At 57.2% G+C, this 18,314-nt stretch carries 16 protein-coding genes, 1 other RNA gene and 1 pseudogene; 6 read left to right on the top strand and 12 right to left on the bottom strand.

Annotation, left to right across the window (positions count from 1 at the left end):
• Position 1: 1 nt before the first annotated feature.
• Positions 2-304, bottom strand: a pseudogene (locus tag GIR22_RS26345) (SOS response-associated peptidase family protein); the annotation flags it as partial.
• Positions 305-1,237: 933 nt separating this feature from the next.
• Here GIR22_RS26345 and GIR22_RS26350 point away from each other — a divergent pair.
• Positions 1,238-1,942, top strand: a complete 705-nt coding sequence (locus GIR22_RS26350; RefSeq protein WP_246208134.1) for a hypothetical protein — start codon at positions 1,238-1,240, stop codon at positions 1,940-1,942.
• Between the two features lie 378 nt (positions 1,943-2,320).
• On the opposite strand, the gene GIR22_RS08680 is transcribed toward GIR22_RS26350, so the two are convergent.
• The 8 genes from GIR22_RS08680 to GIR22_RS08715 all read right to left on the bottom strand — a co-directional run bounded on the left by GIR22_RS08680 (position 2,321) and on the right by GIR22_RS08715 (position 11,612).
• Positions 2,321-2,935, bottom strand: coding sequence for a hypothetical protein (locus GIR22_RS08680; RefSeq protein WP_154742937.1), 615 nt, complete (start codon positions 2,933-2,935; stop codon positions 2,321-2,323).
• Between the two features lie 174 nt (positions 2,936-3,109).
• Positions 3,110-3,503, bottom strand: a transfer-messenger RNA (tmRNA) gene (gene ssrA, locus GIR22_RS08685).
• 102 nt (positions 3,504-3,605) lie between these two features.
• Positions 3,606-3,890: a hypothetical protein gene (locus GIR22_RS08690; RefSeq protein ID WP_154742938.1), complete on the bottom strand. Its 285-nt coding sequence runs from the start codon at positions 3,888-3,890 to the stop codon at positions 3,606-3,608.
• A gap of 128 nt (positions 3,891-4,018) precedes the next feature.
• Entirely contained in the window at positions 4,019-6,835 is a 2,817-nt protein-coding gene (locus tag GIR22_RS08695) for an FAD-binding and (Fe-S)-binding domain-containing protein (protein WP_154742939.1), read from the bottom strand.
• Positions 6,832-7,503 carry a LutC/YkgG family protein gene (locus GIR22_RS08700; RefSeq protein ID WP_154742940.1) on the bottom strand — a complete coding sequence of 224 codons (672 nt, stop codon included), beginning with the start codon at positions 7,501-7,503 and terminating at the stop codon, positions 6,832-6,834. The genes GIR22_RS08695 and GIR22_RS08700 overlap by 4 nt, the downstream gene beginning before the upstream one ends.
• Positions 7,503-8,957, bottom strand: coding sequence for a LutB/LldF family L-lactate oxidation iron-sulfur protein (locus tag GIR22_RS08705; RefSeq protein ID WP_154742941.1), 1,455 nt, complete (start codon positions 8,955-8,957; stop codon positions 7,503-7,505). Before GIR22_RS08705 ends, GIR22_RS08700 begins: the two co-directional genes overlap by 1 nt.
• On the bottom strand, positions 8,954-9,778 hold the full coding sequence (locus GIR22_RS08710) for a (Fe-S)-binding protein (RefSeq protein WP_154742942.1): 825 nt from the start codon (positions 9,776-9,778) through the stop codon (positions 8,954-8,956). Before GIR22_RS08710 ends, GIR22_RS08705 begins: the two co-directional genes overlap by 4 nt.
• A 139-nt stretch (positions 9,779-9,917) precedes the next feature.
• Positions 9,918-11,612: a lactate permease LctP family transporter gene (locus tag GIR22_RS08715; protein ID WP_154742943.1), complete on the bottom strand. Its 1,695-nt coding sequence runs from the start codon at positions 11,610-11,612 to the stop codon at positions 9,918-9,920.
• Positions 11,613-11,871: 259 nt separating this feature from the next.
• Between GIR22_RS08715 and GIR22_RS08720 the strand changes: the two genes are divergently transcribed.
• Complete coding sequence (locus GIR22_RS08720) at positions 11,872-12,639, top strand: GntR family transcriptional regulator (RefSeq protein WP_154742944.1); 768 nt, start codon at positions 11,872-11,874, stop codon at positions 12,637-12,639.
• A gap of 30 nt (positions 12,640-12,669) precedes the next feature.
• Here GIR22_RS08720 and smpB read toward each other — a convergent pair whose 3' ends face one another.
• Positions 12,670-13,152, bottom strand: coding sequence for an SsrA-binding protein SmpB (gene smpB / locus GIR22_RS08725; RefSeq protein WP_154743000.1), 483 nt, complete (start codon positions 13,150-13,152; stop codon positions 12,670-12,672).
• Positions 13,153-13,269: 117 nt separating this feature from the next.
• On the opposite strand from smpB, the gene GIR22_RS08730 reads away from it, so the two are divergent.
• Genes GIR22_RS08730 through GIR22_RS08740 form a run of 3 tightly spaced genes read left to right on the top strand, consistent with a single transcriptional unit; the run spans position 13,270 to position 15,422 of the window.
• Entirely contained in the window at positions 13,270-14,673 is a 1,404-nt protein-coding gene (locus GIR22_RS08730; protein WP_154742945.1) for a sodium-dependent transporter, read from the top strand.
• Between the two features lie 7 nt (positions 14,674-14,680).
• Entirely contained in the window at positions 14,681-15,115 is a 435-nt protein-coding gene (locus GIR22_RS08735; protein WP_154742946.1) for a type II toxin-antitoxin system RatA family toxin, read from the top strand.
• Positions 15,108-15,422, top strand: a complete 315-nt coding sequence (locus GIR22_RS08740; RefSeq protein WP_154742947.1) for an RnfH family protein — start codon at positions 15,108-15,110, stop codon at positions 15,420-15,422. The genes GIR22_RS08735 and GIR22_RS08740 overlap by 8 nt, the downstream gene beginning before the upstream one ends.
• Positions 15,423-15,484: 62 nt before the next feature.
• On the opposite strand, the gene GIR22_RS08745 is transcribed toward GIR22_RS08740, so the two are convergent.
• Positions 15,485-16,012: an outer membrane protein assembly factor BamE gene (locus GIR22_RS08745; RefSeq protein WP_154742948.1), complete on the bottom strand. Its 528-nt coding sequence runs from the start codon at positions 16,010-16,012 to the stop codon at positions 15,485-15,487.
• Positions 16,013-16,110: 98 nt separating this feature from the next.
• On the opposite strand from GIR22_RS08745, the gene fur reads away from it, so the two are divergent.
• On the top strand, positions 16,111-16,515 hold the full coding sequence (fur, locus tag GIR22_RS08750) for a ferric iron uptake transcriptional regulator (RefSeq protein WP_154743001.1): 405 nt from the start codon (positions 16,111-16,113) through the stop codon (positions 16,513-16,515).
• Between the two features lie 86 nt (positions 16,516-16,601).
• Here fur and recN read toward each other — a convergent pair whose 3' ends face one another.
• Positions 16,602-18,275 carry a DNA repair protein RecN gene (recN, locus tag GIR22_RS08755; protein WP_154742949.1) on the bottom strand — a complete coding sequence of 558 codons (1,674 nt, stop codon included), beginning with the start codon at positions 18,273-18,275 and terminating at the stop codon, positions 16,602-16,604.
• Positions 18,276-18,314: the final 39 nt, after the last annotated feature.

Below are 18,314 nucleotides of genomic sequence, written 5' to 3' on the forward strand. Positions count from 1 at the left end.
GTCATGGTAGTGGCCTGATCAGTTCAGGTCCCTTGTTGCGCACATTGCCAACGGCTGTGTCGACCCTGAACCACTCGAAAGCCTCGACTGGCTCGCCCTGGTGCAACACCATCTGCTCGGCGCGTTCTTTGGGTGTTGCTGGATCCAGTCATTCTCTGGCCAAGTCCGGCGTCAGCGCCACGGGTCGCCGATCGTGAATGTCAACCATGCTTACGGTGCTGTCGGCGGTGATGATCACGAAGCAATCATGTTCACTTGGGCCTTCATCGGCGTCGGGTAATTGGCCGATGGCCGCGCAAAGTACCGCCTCGATCTCTTGGTGTCCCAGTTAGTTGATGGGGGGCGATCGCCGAGAGGCGCAAACGCCTACGGTCCTTGGGCGCGCAAGACGGCCGAGGGGGCGCAAGACGGCCGAGGGGGCGCAAGACGGCCGAGGGGGCGCATACCAGCGTTACATTTGGAGGATAGTTAACGGTCAGCCCGGCGCAGCGAGCGGCCATGGTTAATGGGTACCAGGCTGGCCGGCCGGACACTAGGTCGCGACCGTGAAACTCTAGCTTGAGATTCAATCCGGTGCTGGCTGAGGCGATGGAAGGGCTGAGTCTAGGTTGTTTACTGGCGGCGGTTTTGACGATTCAGGGGAAAACTGTCAGCTTGTTCAGCCACCTTCTGAGGATATCTTGAGGCAAAGACAATGGATCAAGATCGTGTCCATAGAGATACTCTGTACTCCGAAGTATGGGCTAGGCCTATGGCTTCCCTTGCTCCCAAATACGGAGTTTCTGCAGTGTTCCTATCGCGGGTTTGTGCCCGCTTGAACATACCTTGCCCACCGCGAGGTTATTGGGCAAGGAAGCATTCGGGGCAGAGGACAGAGACTCCTCCCTTGCCCGCGCCTACGGTCGGCATTCCTACCGAGTGGAGAAGGGGGGACCAGCTACCCCGCATGGCTGGACCTGAACCGGCTATGCCTAACCCGAAGAAGGCCAGTGCCCACAGCGCAATATTGATGGGATCGCTGAACTCATTCATCAGCGGGAGAATTGCTGGCGACGGCTATCTCAAACCGGCGAAACGAAATCTCCCTGACCTTGTAGTTACAGAATCCTCTCTCCGTAGGGCCGCGTCAGTTCTGCAGAAACTTGCTAACAGCTTTCGTGATGCCAGCTGTCGAATTTCAGTTGCCTGTAGTGACGGTCGGTATACACGTAAGGTACTAGGGGATGAGGAGGGCCGGTTGAAGAGATCGGGTTTTGAAACAGATCTTTGGTCACCGGGCCGACCGACATTGGCCTTCATTGGTGAGGTAGCGATCGGGCTGAGTATCTACGAACAAACAGTAGAAAAAGAGATGGTGTACCTCGATGGGCGGTATGTGCCGGTCAAGGAGGCCAAAGAAATTAAGCCCGGGCTTTGGGATCGGAAAACGAAGACATTTTACCGTCGGAGTACTCAGCGTGTTGCCTCCAAACGTCTGTGCTTAAGAGCTTATAGCCCATATTCGCGATTGAGTTGGGAATATACCTGGACGGAGGACAAAGGAAGCCTGGTTAGACAGTGTGACGCCATCGTTGCGTATTTGGTGGACAGGGCGGTGACCTTAACGCTCGAGGTCGAAAGGGCTGATCGGCAAGCGGATGAAGAGCGAAAGCGATGGGAGGCTGAGCGCGCAATTGCGATCTCGCGACACGAGCGATCTCTAATTATTCAGGCCCGAGAAGACTCTCTACAAAATCTACTGAAAATTATTGAAGCATGGAACCATGACAGGAAGCTTCAGGAATTCTTCGACGAGATTACTGCCAGGTCAGTCGATATGAATAGCGAAGGTCGAGCGCAGCTTTTAGCAAAGGTTCACGAGGCGAAAAACCTGCTTGCGTGCGCTGACAGTATTGAGGCGCTGATGTCATGGGTGTCGCCACCACCGAAACCGGCAGAGTAGAACAAACTATCGGCGATAGGGCGCGTATGCCATTCACATGCTGTCACTCAGCCTTGATGGCTTACTTCGGCATGCGAAAAAGCCACTCGGCGACTGAATCACTTACCCTTTGCGAAATGAAAGTTTCCGTCTAACCCTACCGAGACCTACACGCACTCATTGGGTGTAAATGGCGCCAAATGAGAGTTGGGTTTTAGACAGCACCTGTCTGTACTCCGCCTGATATAAGGCCAGGTAGTGCTTTGGGTGTGGGTATGTCAGAGTTGTTGACCCCTGATTTACGTTGAATGGAGCTAAGATTGTACGCTGAGTGTCGGCAGAGGATCAGATACGAAAAGCTGTTGAGCGCGGCAATAGCACCGCTCCTTGATTGACCCCCTATATCTCCATCGTTGACCAGTAGTCGATTGTCTTGCAATCAATCTTCTTGATCAGCCGGTTGTAGATATCAGTCCTGATTCCGCCCTTCTCGCCCATTATCTTGACGTTCGATGCATACGATTGCAGCGCGATTTTCATGAAACCGTTGGAGCTAAGAGCCTTAAGGTGCAGCAAAGTTTTTTGATCAGCAAAAACCTCAGCGCCCACAAGATCCATCGTCCTATCAGATGTGTTGAAATTCTTCTGTTTTCTGAAGTCCAACGCATGCATCAGCTCGTGGTGGAGAGAATTGTATCTCCAGAGCCAAACGAGGTCTTCTCGCGTCCCTTCAGGCATGCAGTTTTCGTTGACGAATACGGCGCTACAACCCCTGCCGGCCAAGAGGAAATTTATCGTAATCCCTCCTGCCCCTTCTATGCCGTATTTTTCTAAGTCAGCCGTGTCATCGTTGAAGTAGAGTTTTTCATCGTATTTAACCTTGCAGATGTCCAAAAGGTCGGTGCGCTCGCTCATCTGCTTGGAGGGAACAAGATATACGTCCGATGTAAGGCCAGCATATCGACTGACTAGTTTTCTGTAGGCATCTTCAAAGACTTCAACACCGAGCATCATTCGACATCCTTGCGCTTGAGCGACTTATCGTTGGGAATCTCGTCCGCCTAGGAATCTTCGTACGCGTTCGACCGGGGCTGTCATTAAGCTGGCATAACCGAGCCAAAACCACCCATTCAGGCACAAAAAAGGCACTTGCGATAAACGCTAAGTGCCTGATTTGTATAGCTTATTTGGTGGAGCCGGGGGGATTTGAACCCCCGTCCGCCAGTACTCCGCTGTCGGTACTACATGCTTAGCCGTGTCTATTAAGTTAACCCTCAGCGACCCGACGGGCAGGGTGCTTTGGGCGAGTTGTGTAAGTTTTAGCCGCTTCGTCCACAACGTACTGCACGGCGATTCTGTTCTATATGACAATCACTTTGGGTTTACAGACATCCCCTAGTGATTGCTGGACCCGAAGGTACCAGAAGGGAAGGGCTAAGGCTGCTTACGCAGCGAGAGCGTATTCCCCGTAGGTTTCGTCATTGGCAACTATAGAAAGTTGCAACAGTGGATTTACGAGTTCTGTTACCAACTCGGCATGCACCTAAAGTTTCGCAACCGGCGTCGAATCCTAAACGGCCCCGTGCTTGTTGCTCGGTGTTTCAAGGTGAGCGACAAGCCTGCGCAGTGTACGCCAAACGGCCACAGAAGGCCAACCCGAAGGTTGGCCTTCTGTGGTGGCAGGTTACTGTTTGCCGCCTTTCTCACTGTCCTGCAGGTCTTGCAGAGCCTTGGAGGTTATTTCGATACACTTCTTGTCATCACCGGCGGCATGGGCCGCCTTGGCTTGGGATACGGCGGTGTCAATCTCGCCGCTTTTGCCGCTGGTGTCGGTGGCGAGCAGTGCTTTGCCGTTGTTGATTTTGTCCAGGTTGATTTGGCACAGGTCATCGGTTTTGTCCGCCGCGAACACTGGGGATGCCAGCATTGCGACGGTAACAAACAGACCAGCAAGCGCGGAACGCTTCATAGGTATCTCCTAGTGCAAAGAGAGCGCAGTGCTGCCGGATTTTTCGGGCAGCCGACGAGTTCACTGATGAGCCCCGTTTGCCGAGGCTTATGCAGATGACTGCACCGATGCGCAGGGGTTCTGTTTTATTACCCGATTAATGCGCGCGCCTGGGTGACGCGATCTACCAGATACACCAGTCCGTGATAATCAATCCCTCCATGCTGGCTCAGGCCGATCTCACAGGTGCGGCTGGTGGAGATGCCCTCGCTGCAATACTGCACGGCGTCTTTCAGCGAGCGTAGCGAGTGGGCGTTCAACTGCGGCGTGGTGAAGCCTTTGTCACCGGCAAAACCACAGCAGTGGATGCCTTCGGGGATCACCACATGCTTGCTGCACCGCCGGGCCAAGTCGATCAGGGCCTGGCCTTCTCCCAGGTGCTGGGTGCTGCAGGTGACGTGCACGGCGATCGGTGCTTCCTGGGGTGTGAAGTCGAGGCGGTCTATCAGGTGGGTGCGGATAAAACGCACCGGGTCGTAGAGGTCCAGGCGCGTTTCGTCCAGGTCTTGCGTCAGCCGCAGGGTACAGGGGCTGGTGTCGCAATAGATTGGGTCGAGACCACCGCGGCTGGCGTGGAGCAGGGCGCCGATCAGCTCCTGGCGCTTGTGCTCGGCGTGTTCAGCGTAGCCTTTGGAGGCAAACGGTTGGCCGCAGCACAGGTTGTCCTGATTGTCCGGAAAGATTACCTGGTAACCGGCTTTTTCCAGCAACCCACGGGTTTTGTCGTACAGCGACATCTGCTCTTTGTCGTTTGCCGAAGGCCCCATCACCCGTGACACGCAGGCGGCCAGGTACACCACTCGCGGCCGTTCATCGCTGATGGCAGGGCTGAAGCGAATGGCTTTTTCCGGTTGCGGCATGGCGTTGGTCCATTGGGGGATTTGCCCCTTGGACAATTTGCTCACGGAGGCAGAAAGCTTTGCCAGCCGTGGCGCGCCCAAGAGCATCCGTGCGCCATTGGCCACGTGCAAGGTGAGGCGGGCACCTTGCAGTGCCATGGTGAAATGTGTGGCCAGCCAATCGGCAGTTTTCGTACGGGTAGCGTCGCGGCTGCGCAGTTTTTTCACCAGGTCGCCAGTATTGATGCCTACAGGACAGCGTTGAGCGCACAACCCGGTCGCGGCGCAGGTCTCAATGCCCTGGTAGTGGTAGGCAGCCTCCAGCGCTGTGGTGCTGATACCCGCGCGTTTTTTTGCCTGGATGTCGCGCCAGATCACGATGCGCTGGCGCGGGCTCAGGGTCAGGCCTTTTGAGGGGCAAACCGGCTCGCAAAAGCCGCACTCGATGCACTTATCCACAAGCTCGTCGGCTGCTGGCAGAGGCTTGAGGTGCTTGAGATGGATCTGCGGGTCCTGGCTGAGGACAACGTCCGGGTTGAGAATGCCGTTGGGGTCCAGTAGGCGCTTGAGCTGCCACATCAATTGGTAGGCATCGCTGCCCCACTCCAGCTCGACGAACGGCGCCATGTTGCGACCGGTCCCATGCTCGGCTTTCAGCGAGCCGCCGAACTCCACCGCCACCAACTGTGCGACGTCGTCCATGAATGCCTGGTAGCGTGAGACTTCTTCGGCACTGTTGAAGCCCTGGGTGAAGACAAAGTGCAGATTGCCTTCCAGTGCATGTCCGAAAAGGATGGCTTCGTCGTAATGATGTTTGTCGAAAAGCTCGATCAAACGATTTACGCCGATGGCCAGTTGTTCGACCGCAAAGGTCACGTCTTCGATAATTACCGTGGTGCCGGTTTTGCGCACCGCGCCGACGGCGGGGAAGGTGTCCTTGCGGATCGCCCACAGGCGGGCGTTTTCCACAGGGTCTTCGGTGAAGTCGACTTGCTTCTCCACCGGGAAGTCGGCCAGGGAGGCCATGATCAGCGCCAGTTGTTCGTGGAGCAAGGCGGACGAGGCGGCGCGGGATTCAATCAGCAGTGCGCAGGCATTATCCGAAAGATGCTGTACGAACGCCGGCATGCCCGGTTTGTTTTGCACCGATCGCAGACTGCGTCGATCCAGCAGTTCGACGGCCGAGACCGGTTGGGTTTTCAGTACTGTCACGGCGTTGCAGCAGGTTTCTACAGTGGGGAACACGATCAGCGCCGACGCTTTGTTGGGATGATCGATCACCGTGTTGTACGTCACCGCGCTGATAAAACCCAGAGTACCCTCGGAACCCACCAATAAATGGCTGAGGATATCCAGTGGCTCGTCGAAATCCACCAGGGCGTTAAGCGACAGGCCGGTGGTGTTTTTCAGGCGGTATTTGTGGCGGATTCTGGTTGCCAACTCAGCATTTGCCCGCGTCTCGCGGCCCAGGGTTGCCAGGTGTTCCAGCAGGTCGCCATGGCGCTGGCGGAAGGCCGAGACGCTGGCGGCGTCTTCGGTATCCAGGCAACTGCCGTTGGCCAGCACCAGGCGAATCCCTGCAAGGGTGTGGTAGGTATTTTGCGCGGTGCCGCAGCACATCCCGCTGGCGTTGTTGGCGACGATACCGCCGATCTTGCAGGCATTGATCGACGCTGGGTCGGGGCCAATCTTGCGCCCGAACGGCGCCAGCCAGGCATTGGCCTGGGCACCGATAACCCCGGGTTGCAGGCGGATTTGCTCGCCTTGGCCGCGGATCTCGCGAGCGTTCCAATTGTCACCCAGCACAATCAACACCGAATCGCTGATGGCTTGCCCGGAGAGGCTGGTGCCAGCTGCACGAAAGGTCACCGGCACGCGGTCGCGCTGGGCCAGTTGCAGCAAGGCGACCACCTCGTCCTCTGACTCGACGCGGATCACCAACTGAGGGATCAATCGGTAAAAACTGGCGTCGGTGCCAAAGGCCAAGGTGGAAAGCGGATCGTCGAAGCGTCGATCTTTCGGAATCAACTGTGCGACATCAGCAAGAAAAGCAGCAGGCAGTGTCATTGGTCCTCCAGAATCAGCACCACCAAGTCTTTTGGGCCATGGGCGCCGTAGGCCAGCACTTGTTCGATATCGGCAGTCTTCGACGGGCCGGACACCAGCAAGGCATTGGTGGGCATGCCTTGGGCCCAGGCGAATTGCTGCTGGACCTGATAGAAATTATCGTAAATCTCGCTGGCCTTGAGCAGGGCGAAATGCACCGGCGGCACCAGGCTCATCAGTCGCGGCTCTTGCGGTGTGGGCCAGATAATCAGGCTACCGGTGGCAGCGATGGCGCCCAAGGTAGCGGTAAGACTGGCCGGCGTGTCGTTGAACAGTTCGGCTTTCCATGCTTCTACCGGCCGATCGTAGGCTTTAAGCGTTGGCAGCTGTGGATTGTTCGCCCAGTGTTCGGTAATACGTCGTCCATGGGGTGTGTCTGGGGCGATCAACAGGCCGGGTAGTTGACGATCCTGTAGCAGCTTTTCCAGTAACCCCGGCCAGTCGGCTGCGGATGTCAGATGAATTTCGGTGTGTACCGCCTCCATGAGCTTACGCAGTTGTGGGATGCGTTGCTCCGCAGGGTAGGTGTAGATCTCGGTCACCAATGCTTCGTCAAAGTTGTCGGGTACGGGCGTGGTACCTGCCAGGCTTTTACGCAACTTGCCGAGGATAGTGTGCTTGGCGCTCATCAGCGATTTTCCTGTTTGGCCAGATGGTCGCGAGCAAGGTCATGCAGCGAGCGAGGGGCGGGTTTGGGCGCGCTATGGTTTTGTGTCCATGGCCCAACGTTATTGGGCATCAGGGCGCGTAAACGAGTGATGCCGAAGGCAAGCAACCGGTACAGCATGGGTGAGCTGTTGAGGCGCGCCCAGGCATTCCAGATAAAACGCTCCTTGCGTGAATATTTGCTGCCCTGGCCACGCATCACGGGATTAATACTGTCGGGAGCCTTGACGTTCTCTTCACGCAAGCGTCGCAACAATGCCGGGATTGGAATCTTGACCGGGCATACTTCACCGCAGGCACCACACAGCGATGAGGCGCTCGGATGATCGGGCACCTTTGCCAGGCCAACCAGGTGTGGGGTGATGATTTTTCCTATAGGACCGGGGTAGACCTCGCCGTAGGCGTGACCGCCGATTCGGGTGTACACCGGGCAGTGGTTCATACACGCGCCACAACGGATGCAATTCAAGGTCTGACGCAATTCACTGTCGGCAAAGGCCTGGCTGCGGCCGTTGTCCAGCAGCACCAGATGCACTTCCTCGGGGCCGTCCAACTCATCGGCCTTGCGCGGACCGGAGATCATGTTGACGTAGGTGGTAATCGGCTGGCCAAGGGCCGAGCGGGTCAGCAAGGACAGCAGCGGCACTACGTCCCTCAGGTTTTCGACGACTTTTTCGATACCGGTCACGGCGATGTGTACCGGCGGTACTGTGGTCGACATACGGCCGTTGCCTTCGTTTTCCACCAACAGCAGGGTGCCGGTTTCAGCGACGGCGAAGTTGACGCCGGAAACCCCGATGTCTGCTTCAAAGAATTTTTGCCGCAAGACGTTGCGGCCGATCTGGATCAGTTGATCGACGTCCTTGGTGTACTCCACGCCGAGTTTGTCGTGGAATAAGGATGCGACCTGGCCGGCATTCTTGTGGATCGCCGGCATAATGATGTGTGAAGGTTTCTCGTGGTCGAGTTGGACGATGAACTCACCCATGTCCGACTCCAGGCATTCGATGCCCTGTTCAGCGAGGACATGGTTCATTTCCATCTCTTCGCTGACCATTGACTTGCCCTTGATCACTTGTCGGGCCTCATGAGCACGGATGATCGAGAGGACGATGTCATTGGCCTCGTCCACCGTCTGCGCCCAGTGTACGGTCACACCATTGCGAGTCAGGTTCTGTTCAAGTTGCTCCAGCAGGTCGGGCAGCTTGGACAAGGCGCGGGCGCGGACAGCGTTGCCCAGTGCACGCAGGTGTTCACGCTCGTGGGCGTCGCTGAAGGAGGTTGCCCGTTTGGTCATCAGGGAGTCCATCGCACTGCGAAAGTTGTTTCGCAGTTGCGTATCGCCCAAGGCTTCGTGAGCGCGGGTGCGAAAGTCTTCCGATATATCGACGGTGGGAATCCGCGTTGCAGTGTTCATCGCGTTCCACCCGTGCGTTTCCAGAGAAAGCTGGCCAGGTGTTGGCCGCGTATGGCTTCCTTTTGCTTTTCCAGGGCGCCATTGATGTTCATCAGGCAGCCGCAATCAGCACTCAAGACCTGGTGGGCGCCGGATTCCTTCAAGGCGCGGGTTTTGTCGGCGACCATCGCGCCGGAAATATCCGGCATCCGGATGCTGAATGTCCCACCAAATCCGCAGCATTCACTTTCGTGGCTGTGGTCGACACGTTCGACGTTCTGCAGTTGTGCCAGCAGTTCCCTGCCGTGGAGGTGAGTATTCATTTCTCGACGCGCCGAGCAGGAGGTATGCAGCGCAACCTTGACCGGAGCGCCGCTGTCCTTGAGCTGGACCTTACACACCAACAACAGGAACTCAGCCAGCTCAAAAGTACGAGCGGCGAGGGCTTGTACCTGCTTCAGCGTTTCGGGCTCGTCCTTGAACAGGTCGGCGTAATGCTCGCGCAGCATGCCCGCGCAGGATCCGGAAGGCACCACCACCGGGTAGTCTTCGGCGAACAGTGCCAATTGCGAACGCGCGACCTGCCGTGCTTGTTCGGTGTAGCCCGAGGTATAGGCCGGTTGTCCGCAGCAGCTTTGCCCTTGGGGGTAGTCGACGCGGATGCCTTCGCGCTCCAGCAGATGAATCGCGTCCATCCCGGCTTCGGGATAAAACAGATCCACCACACAGGTACCGAACAGGTAGACCGTGTGTGGTTTTACACTGGGGTACTGGCGTGGCTCGGGCAGCGGTGGCGCGACACGGGTGGCATTCGGCACGGCGTTGTAGAAAAGCTGGCTCATCAGGCGCGTTCTCCGGGTGGTCCCGGTTATCCGTCGGTGTTGGCCGCCGAGAGGTCGACGACCAACATAGACCGGGTTGTGAATAGCTGATGCCGAAGTTGCTGTTCGGCGTCGGTTGTTACCCTGTTACGTATAGGGCTCAGTGCACCAGCATGCCGGTTAACCAGTAGGCCTGGGCCAGGGTGATCAGGCCGACAATGGTGGCAAAGAACAGGCTGTGCTTGAGGGTGAAACGGAACAGATCGGATTCTTTGCCCACCAGTCCGGTCGCAGCACAGGCCACGGCGATCGATTGCGGGGAGATCATCTTGCCAGTCACGCCACCACTGGTATTTGCCGCTACCAATAGGGTGTCGTTGACACCGATCTGGTGGGCGGTGGTGGCCTGCAGGGAGCTGAACAGTGCGTTGGATGAGGTATCGGAGCCGGTCAGAAACACGCCCAGCCAGCCAAGGAACGGCGAGAAGAACGGAAAGGCTGCGCCAGTGCCGGCTAGAACCAGGGCCATGGTCGAGGACATGCCGGAGTAGTTGGTGACGAAGGCAAATGCCAGCACCATGCCGATAGACAAAATTGGCCAGCGCAGTTCGTAGAAAGTTTCCTTCAAAGTGGTCAGACCAATTTTTATATTGATCTTCAGTACTAGCATCGAGATCAGGGCGGAGAAGAAGATCGCCGTGCCGGTCGCGGAAATCGGGTCCAGTTTGAACACTGCTGGAATGGCGGTCGGGTTGGTGACGATAGGCGCGACCTTGATTACCAACTGATCCAGATGCGGGATCGCAATATTGAAGACCCAGCCGTACATCGAACCACCTGCGGCAAACATTGCCTTGAACGGTTTGAGGGTCCAGAGGGTGACCAGGGCCGTCAGGATCAGGAACGGTGACCAGGCCTTGAAGATTTCCCCCAGGCTGTAAGGCGAAGCTTCAGTGCTGCGAGGCAGGCCGAAACCACCGGCGCTGGCTGTGATCGCAGTGCCGGATGTTGCCCCGGCAATCTGAGCGCCCACGGTGCGCTTGGGCTGCCAGACTTTCAGGAACAGCGTCAGGGAAATCAAGCTGGCCAGGGCCGAGGTGATGTCCGGCAGTTCCGGGCCGATATAGTTCGAGGTGAAGTACTGGGTGACGGCAAAGCTGAAGCCCGCGACCAGTGCGGCCGGCCAGGTTTCCTTGACGCCTCGTAGGCCGTCCATCATGAACACCAGCCAGAACGGCACGAACATCGACAGCAGCGGCAGTTGGCGGCCGGCCATGGCGCCGATCTTGAACGCGTCGATGCCGGTCACCTGGCCGGCAACGATGATCGGAATCCCCAAGGCGCCGAAGGCTACCGGCGCGGTGTTGGCAATCAAGCACAGGCCGGCGGCGTACAGCGGGTTAAAGCCCAGCCCTACCAGCAGGGCGGCGGTAATCGCTACCGGTGCGCCGAAGCCGGCGGCACCTTCCAGGAAGGCGCCGAAGCAGAAGCCGATCAACAGTACTTGCAGGCGCTGGTCGTCGGTAATCGACAACACGGAGCTGCGGATGACTTCGAACTGGCCGCTTTTGACCGTCAGTTTGTAGAGGAATACGGCAGCAACAATGATCCAGGCGATCGGCCATAGGCCATAGGCAAACCCGTAGCCGGCGGCGGCGAGGGCCATATCGACGGGCATCTTGAAGGCGAAGATCGCTACCAGGATCGACAGCGCCAAGGTGATGCTGCCGGCCACGTGGCCTTTGAGGCGAAACACGGCCAGGGCCAGGAAGAAGAACACGATGGGAATAACGGCGGCCAATGCGGACAGGCCGAGGCTGCCGAGTGGGCTATAGAGTTGTTGCCAGGTTTGCATGTGGGGTGGCCCCTAATTGTTGTTGGTCAGGCACTGCTAGCTAATATGGATAATTGGTAATACCAATTTACAATGGCTGTTGGCTAGGTTAAGAGTCTTCCGGGGGCGTGTCAATTTGCCGCTGTTGAAACTTTGGTCGAATGCCAATAGGTGGTGACGCTGATCTGGTGAATCAAAGGCGCGCTGATAGGTGCCGCCGAGGCGGCAATAGGCCAGAATAGAGGCCCTGGCGAGTGGTCGGGATTGTGGAGAGTAAGTTATGGGCTTTGATCAGGTGCATCAGCGCCGTTTGTCTGACGATATTGTCGAGCAGCTTGAGGGAATGATCCTTGAGGGCACGCTGAAGTCGGGCGAGCGCTTGCCGGCTGAACGTGCGTTGGCCGAGCAGTTCGGTGTGTCGCGACCGTCGTTGCGTGAGGCCATCCAGAAACTGGCGGCAAAGGGTTTGCTGGTCAGCCGTCAGGGCGGTGGTAATTATGTGGTGGAGTCGTTGGGCTCAACCTTCAGTGACCCGCTGCTGCATCTGTTGGAAAACAATCCTGAGGCCCAGAGCGACCTGTTGGAGTTTCGGCAGACCCTTGAAGCGTCTTGCGCCTATTACGCGGCGTTGCGCGCCACCGAAGTGGATCGCGAGCGGCTCACCGCCGCATTTGAAGCGCTACAGGATTGCTACGCGCGGGCGGATGAAGTGAGCCGGGTGGAAGAGGGCGCGGCCGATGCGCGCTTTCATCTGGCCATTGCCGAGGCCAGTCATAACGCCGTATTGCTGCACACCATTCGTGGCTTGTTCGACCTGCTCAAACGTAACGTGGTGACCAACATTGGCGGCATGTATCAGCAGCGCGCCGAAACACGGGATATGCTGATCAGTCAGCACCGGGATTTGTACCTGGCGATCATCGAAGGGCGAGCGGAGCAGGCACGAGAGATTTCAACACGTCACCTGCTCTATGTGCAGGAAGTGCTGGAAGAAGTACGTCATGAAGTTCAGCGCATGGCCCGGGCGGAGCGGCGCAAGGGGAAGTAGTCGAGGGCGTTTGGGCGCCCTCGTAGGGTGTCAGTCTTCTTTGCCCTTGTTGCGTACGGCGCGTTGCAATTCCCGATTGGAATCGCGTTCGCGCTCGGTGTCACGCTTGTCGTATTCTTTTTTGCCCTTGCCCAGAGCGATCTCGCACTTGATCAAGTGCTTGCTCCAATACCACGACAGGCAGATGCAGGCATAACCCTTTTGTTGCACGGCGGCGGCCAGCTTTTCCAGTTCGCGGGCATTGAGCAGCAGCTTGCGCGTGCGCACCGGGTCGGCAATAACGTGGGTGCTGGCAGTGTTCAGCGGAGTGATATGGCTGCCGAGCAGCCATGCTTCGCCATCCTTGAGCAGCACGTAGCTGTCGACCAGCTGCAGCTTGCTTGCACGCAGACTCTTTACTTCCCAGCCGGCCAGGACCAGACCAGCCTCGAACCGATGCTCGATGAAGTAATCGTGTCGCGCCTTCTTGTTTTGCGCGATGGTCCCTGTTGGGTGTTTCTTTTGTTTAGCCATAGGGGCGGCATTATAGGGAGTTGCGAGCGTGTCGGCTACGGTCAACCTGCGTGCTTGAGCGTGTTGTTTGAATCCCGGACAATGCGCGCTCTTTTTTGATCGGTTGGGCGTGTAACGATGTCGACGGACAAGGTTTCTGTCCACGGAGGGTGGGCAAGCCGCTGGGTCTTCGTACTCGCTGCCACCGGCTCTGCGGTAGGCTTGGGAAGTATCTGGAAGTTTCCCTATATGGTGGGGATGTACGGCGGCGGGGCATTTGTCCTGGTATTTTTGGCCTGTATCGCCCTCATCGGTCTGCCTGTCATGTTGGCCGAGACCCTGATTGGCCGGCGTGCTCGGCAAAGCCCGGCGAATGCCCTGAAGGTATTGGCCCTGGAGGCCGGGCATTCGGCGCGCTGGTCCTGGTGGGCCTTCGCCGGAATGATTGCGGCGCTGTTGATCCTGTCTTTTTATAGCGTGGTCGGTGGTTGGTCACTGGACTACATCATTGATATGGGGCGCGGCGACTTTCAGGGCGTGACGGCCGAGCAGGTCGCAGCCTACTTTGACAAGGTGGTGGCGGACCCTTGGCGCCTGACATTCTGGCACACACTCTTTATGGTGTTGTCTGCCTTGGTGATAGCCAGGGGAGTGGTGGCCGGGCTTGAGCGCAGCTTGCGGATCATGATGCCGCTGTTGTTCGTGATGTTGCTGGTACTGCTGGGATACAGCATGACCACCGGGTACTTCATGGAGGGGCTGCATTTCATGTTCGACTTCAACTCCGAGCGGTTGCTCGAAGGGTTGCTGCCGGCCATGGGGCATGCGTTCTTTTCTCTGAGCGTCGGTGTCGGCTCTATCATGATTTATGGGGCGTATATGCCCAAGGGTGCATCACTCTCGGGGACTGTGGTCGGTGTTGCGCTGCTGGATACGTTTGTCTCACTTTTGGCGGGAATGGCGTTGTTTCCCATTGTCTTCGCTGCAGGCTTGAGCCCGAGTGAAGGCCCAGGATTGATGTTTGTCAGCTTGCCATTTGCTTTTGGTAGCGTGGCTTTCGGGCAGTTGATGGGGGTAGTGTTTTTTGTGCTGGTGGCCATTGCCGCCTGGAGTTCGGCGATCTCTTTGCTGGAGCCCATGGTGGCCTATCTGGTGGAGCGTACAAAGGTTAAGCGTGCCTGGGTTACCTTCTGGTTGGCCTTCAGTTGCTGGTTTGTTGGTTTGGGAACGGTGTTTTCCTTTAATATCTGGCAGCAGGCCAGGTTTTTCGTGAGCGAGGATGGCGCCTTTCGCCTTTATCAATGGGGCGCCGCCAGTGGCTTGGATTTCTTTGGTGTCATTGATTTCTTCACATCGCGAATCATGTTGCCCTTGGGTGGTTTGTGTTTCGTGGTGTTTGCGGGTTGGGTGATGGGGCGCGAAGCTGTTCGGGATGAGCTGTCGATTCGTAGCCCGGCAATGTTCGCCCTGGCTTTCTTCTTGATGCGCTATATAGCGCCCATCGGCATTCTTGTAGTGTTTGCCGCTCAGTTGTGGAAATAACGTTCACATGACGACGCATATTCAACGCTCGGCCCTGCTGCCCTATCCGGCGCAAGCGCTCTATGACCTGGTCAATGATGTGGCGCGTTATCCTGAATTTCTGCCTTGGTGCTCGTCTGCCGAGGTGCTGGAGAGCAGTGATGAGCACATGCGCGCCAGCCTGGCAGTGGCCAAGGGCGGGTTCAGTCAGCACTTCGTCACGCGTAATACCTTGGTGCCCGGAGAGTCTATCGAGATGAATCTGGAGGAGGGGCCGTTCAATCAGTTGCACGGTGTCTGGGTTTTTAAGGTGTTGAATGACAAGGCCTGCAAGATCAGCCTGGACCTGTCGTTTGATTATGCCGGGCCGGTGGTTCGGGCGACTCTCGGGCCGCTGTTCAATCAGGCGGCGAATACGCTGGTGGATGCGTTCTGTCAGCGGGCCAAGCAATTGCATGGCTGAGTCAGTCGTCGAAATTGAAGTCGTGTATGCCGCTGTGAATCGTCAGGTGTTGCTGGCTTTGTCCGTTGCAACGGGCTCCAGCCTGAGGGCAGCGGTGCAAAGCTCGCAGATTGCTGCGCAGTTTCCGGAACTGGATCTGGCCACCTGTCCTTTGGGGATCTTCGGCAAGGTTGTGTCTGACGCGGATGTCCGTGCAGTGCAAGCTGGGGACCGCATTGAAATCTACCGGCCGTTGCTGGCTGACCCCATGGAGATTCGTCGTCTGCGCGCAGCCAGGGCAGCCAAGGCGAAACAGCAGGGTTCTTGATTTCGTGAAGTGCCAGACAACAAAAAGCCCGGCATGCCGGGCTTTTTGCTGAGGTTTCAACTTTATTGCGGGCTGGTGTCCAGAGGGGCAGGCGCCGGGACCGGAACGGTCTGTACATCATCGACGTCTTTCTGGATCTGATCCAGCAAGGAGCCTGGCTTGGCCGGCACCTCGGACTTGGGCTCCTCGGCATTCTGCGTAGGTGCCGTGACATTGGTGTCGTTATCTTTGCCCAGCAACGCTTCATCACGGCTCACGCCAGGCATGAAATCACCCGACAGGCTGACGAGTTGGTCAGTGTCATTGAATATGACGCTGACGCGCTCCTGCTGGCGTTCACCGCCACCAGGCTGGATGCTATAAAGATAATCCCAGCGATCGGCATGGAATGTGTCGGTCAGCAGGGGGTTACCCATGATAAACCGTACTTGCCGTCGGGTCATTCCCGGGCGTAACTGGTCTATCATGTCCTGCGTGACGACATTGCCCTGCTGGATGTCGATTTTGTAAACCCCGGGGAATGAACAACCGGCGAGTGCGAGCAGTCCCACAAAGGTGAAACTGGTTAGCAAGAGCTTGGTGTTTTGCATCGGTGGGCGACTTCCACTATCTTGGCTGGGACAACGTAAACGCCGATCATACCCGTATTAAGAGAAGCTGCGAAGCAGCATCCGCGAGAAAGCTAACCATGGTTGAAAATAGCGAACTACGCAAAGCCGGTCTTAAAGTGACTCTGCCACGGGTCAAGATTCTACAAATGCTTGATTCTGCTGAGCAGCGTCATATGAGTGCCGAGGATGTTTACAAGGCACTCATGGAGTCTAACGAGGACGTCGGCCTGGCCACGGTTTACCGTGTGCTGACCCAGTTTGAAGCCGCAGGGCTGGTGGTTCGTCATAATTTCGACGGCGGTCATGCAGTATTCGAACTGGCTGACAGTGGTCACCACGACCATATGGTTGATGTGGAAACGGGCGAAGTGGTTGAGTTTGTCAGCCTGGAAATCGAGAAGCTTCAGAAGGCTATCGCCGAGGAGCATGGAGTCGAATTAGTGGACCACAATTTGGTTCTGTACATACGTAAGAAAAAGTAAGAAAAGCTACGCAGGCCACTCTGCGGAACAATCGAAGGCGACCTCAGGGTCGCCTTCGTGCTTTCAGATTGTCTATCAATCGTGGCTCAGGCCTTTGCAGTCACCACCATCTTCTTCGCGTGGGCCAAGGATTCCTTGGTCAGGTCAATGCCGCCCAGCATGCGTGCCACTTCTTCAACCCTTTCGGTCTTGTTCAGCTTGGATACCGCTGTGTGGGTTGCATCGCTGCCTCGAACCTTATGCACAAACAAATGCTGGTGTCCTTGTGCGGCCACTTGCGGCAAGTGGGTGACGGTCAGCACCTGTCCGCGTTCGCCCAGGCGCCGCAACAACTGCCCCACAATTTCTGCTGTCGGACCGCCAATGCCCACGTCCACTTCATCGAATACCAATGTCGGTATCCGTGAGGTCTGGGCAGTGATGACCTGGATTGCCAGGCTGATCCGTGACAGCTCGCCACCGGAGGCTACTTTTGCCAGCGCTTTTAGCGGTTGGCCGGGGTTGGCGCTGACCAGCAGTTCAACTTGTTCCAGGCCGTTGGGTTGCAGTTCGTTGCTGGTGTTAGGGCGCAGTTCGATAGTGAAGCGTCCCCCTGGCATGCCCAGGCGCTGTATTTCCTGCTCTACGGCGCTGGCCAGGCCGTTTGCCGCCTGTTGGCGCAGATCGCTCAGCTCACGAGCCTTCTCCTGATAATGACGGGCAAACGACGCGAGTTCGCTTCCCAGGCGCTCAATCGATTCATCGTTGGCATTCAGGGTTTCAATTTCATCCAGCAGTTTCTGTTGCATCGTTGCGACTTCAGTCGGTTGAATGCGATGTTTGCGGGCCAAGGTATAGATAGTGTCCAAGCGCTCCTCTATCTCTTGCAGGCGCGCCGGGTCGGCATCGAAGTGGTCAAGGAAGCGGTTCAACTCGCCCACGGCCTCTTCTACCTGAATCTGCGCACTGGTCAGCAGGGTAGTGGCTTCGCTCAGCGAGCCTGAGGCGGTGTTTATGCTCGACAGACGATTCAGGCTGGCGGTCAGCGCATTGAGTACGTTGCCGGAATCGTTTTCGCTGCACTGCTCGACAACTTGTCGGCAAATGCCCAGCAAGGTTTCGGCATTGGTCAGGTTCTTGTGTTCTTGTTCCAGTTGCTCAAGTTCCATTTCGCCCAGCCCCAGGCTTTCCAGCTCTTCCAGTTGATAGCTGAGTAACTGATGGCGTGCACGCTGTTCGTCCCCGGAATTGGAGAGCCGCTCCAGCTCCTGGCGGGTCTGGCGCCAGCGCTGCGCAGCCAATTGCACTTGGCGCGCCAGGTCGGTGGCGCCTGCATATTCGTCGAGCAGGCGGCGGTGAGTGTCGACTTTCAGCAGGGATTGGTGTTCGTGCTGGCTGTGGATGTCGATCAGCAACTCGCCTAAGGCTTTCAAGTCGCCCAAGGGGCAGGGCGTGCCATTGATATAGCCGCGCGAGCGACCTTCAGCGGTGATGACTCGGCGCAGGATGCACGGGCCGTCATTGTTCAGGTCGCGCTCGGCGAGCCAGGCCTCGGCTTCGGGGATGTCTGCCAGGTCGAAGGTGGCCAGGATATCGGCCTTGTCGGCTCCGGGGCGAACGACCCCGCTGTCTGCACGATCGCCCAGGGTCAATCCTAAGGCGTCGAGCATAATCGACTTGCCAGCGCCGGTTTCGCCTGTGATTACGCTCATCCCGCGATCCAGTTCAAGATCCAGGTGTTCGACGATGGCGTAGTTATGTACGGACAGGTGCACCAGCATGACGGCCGCTCCCAGATTTATGTCTGGTTATTTATACAG

It is taken from the genome of Pseudomonas karstica (genome assembly GCF_009707515.1).
Classification (GTDB): domain Bacteria; phylum Pseudomonadota; class Gammaproteobacteria; order Pseudomonadales; family Pseudomonadaceae; genus Aquipseudomonas; species Aquipseudomonas karstica.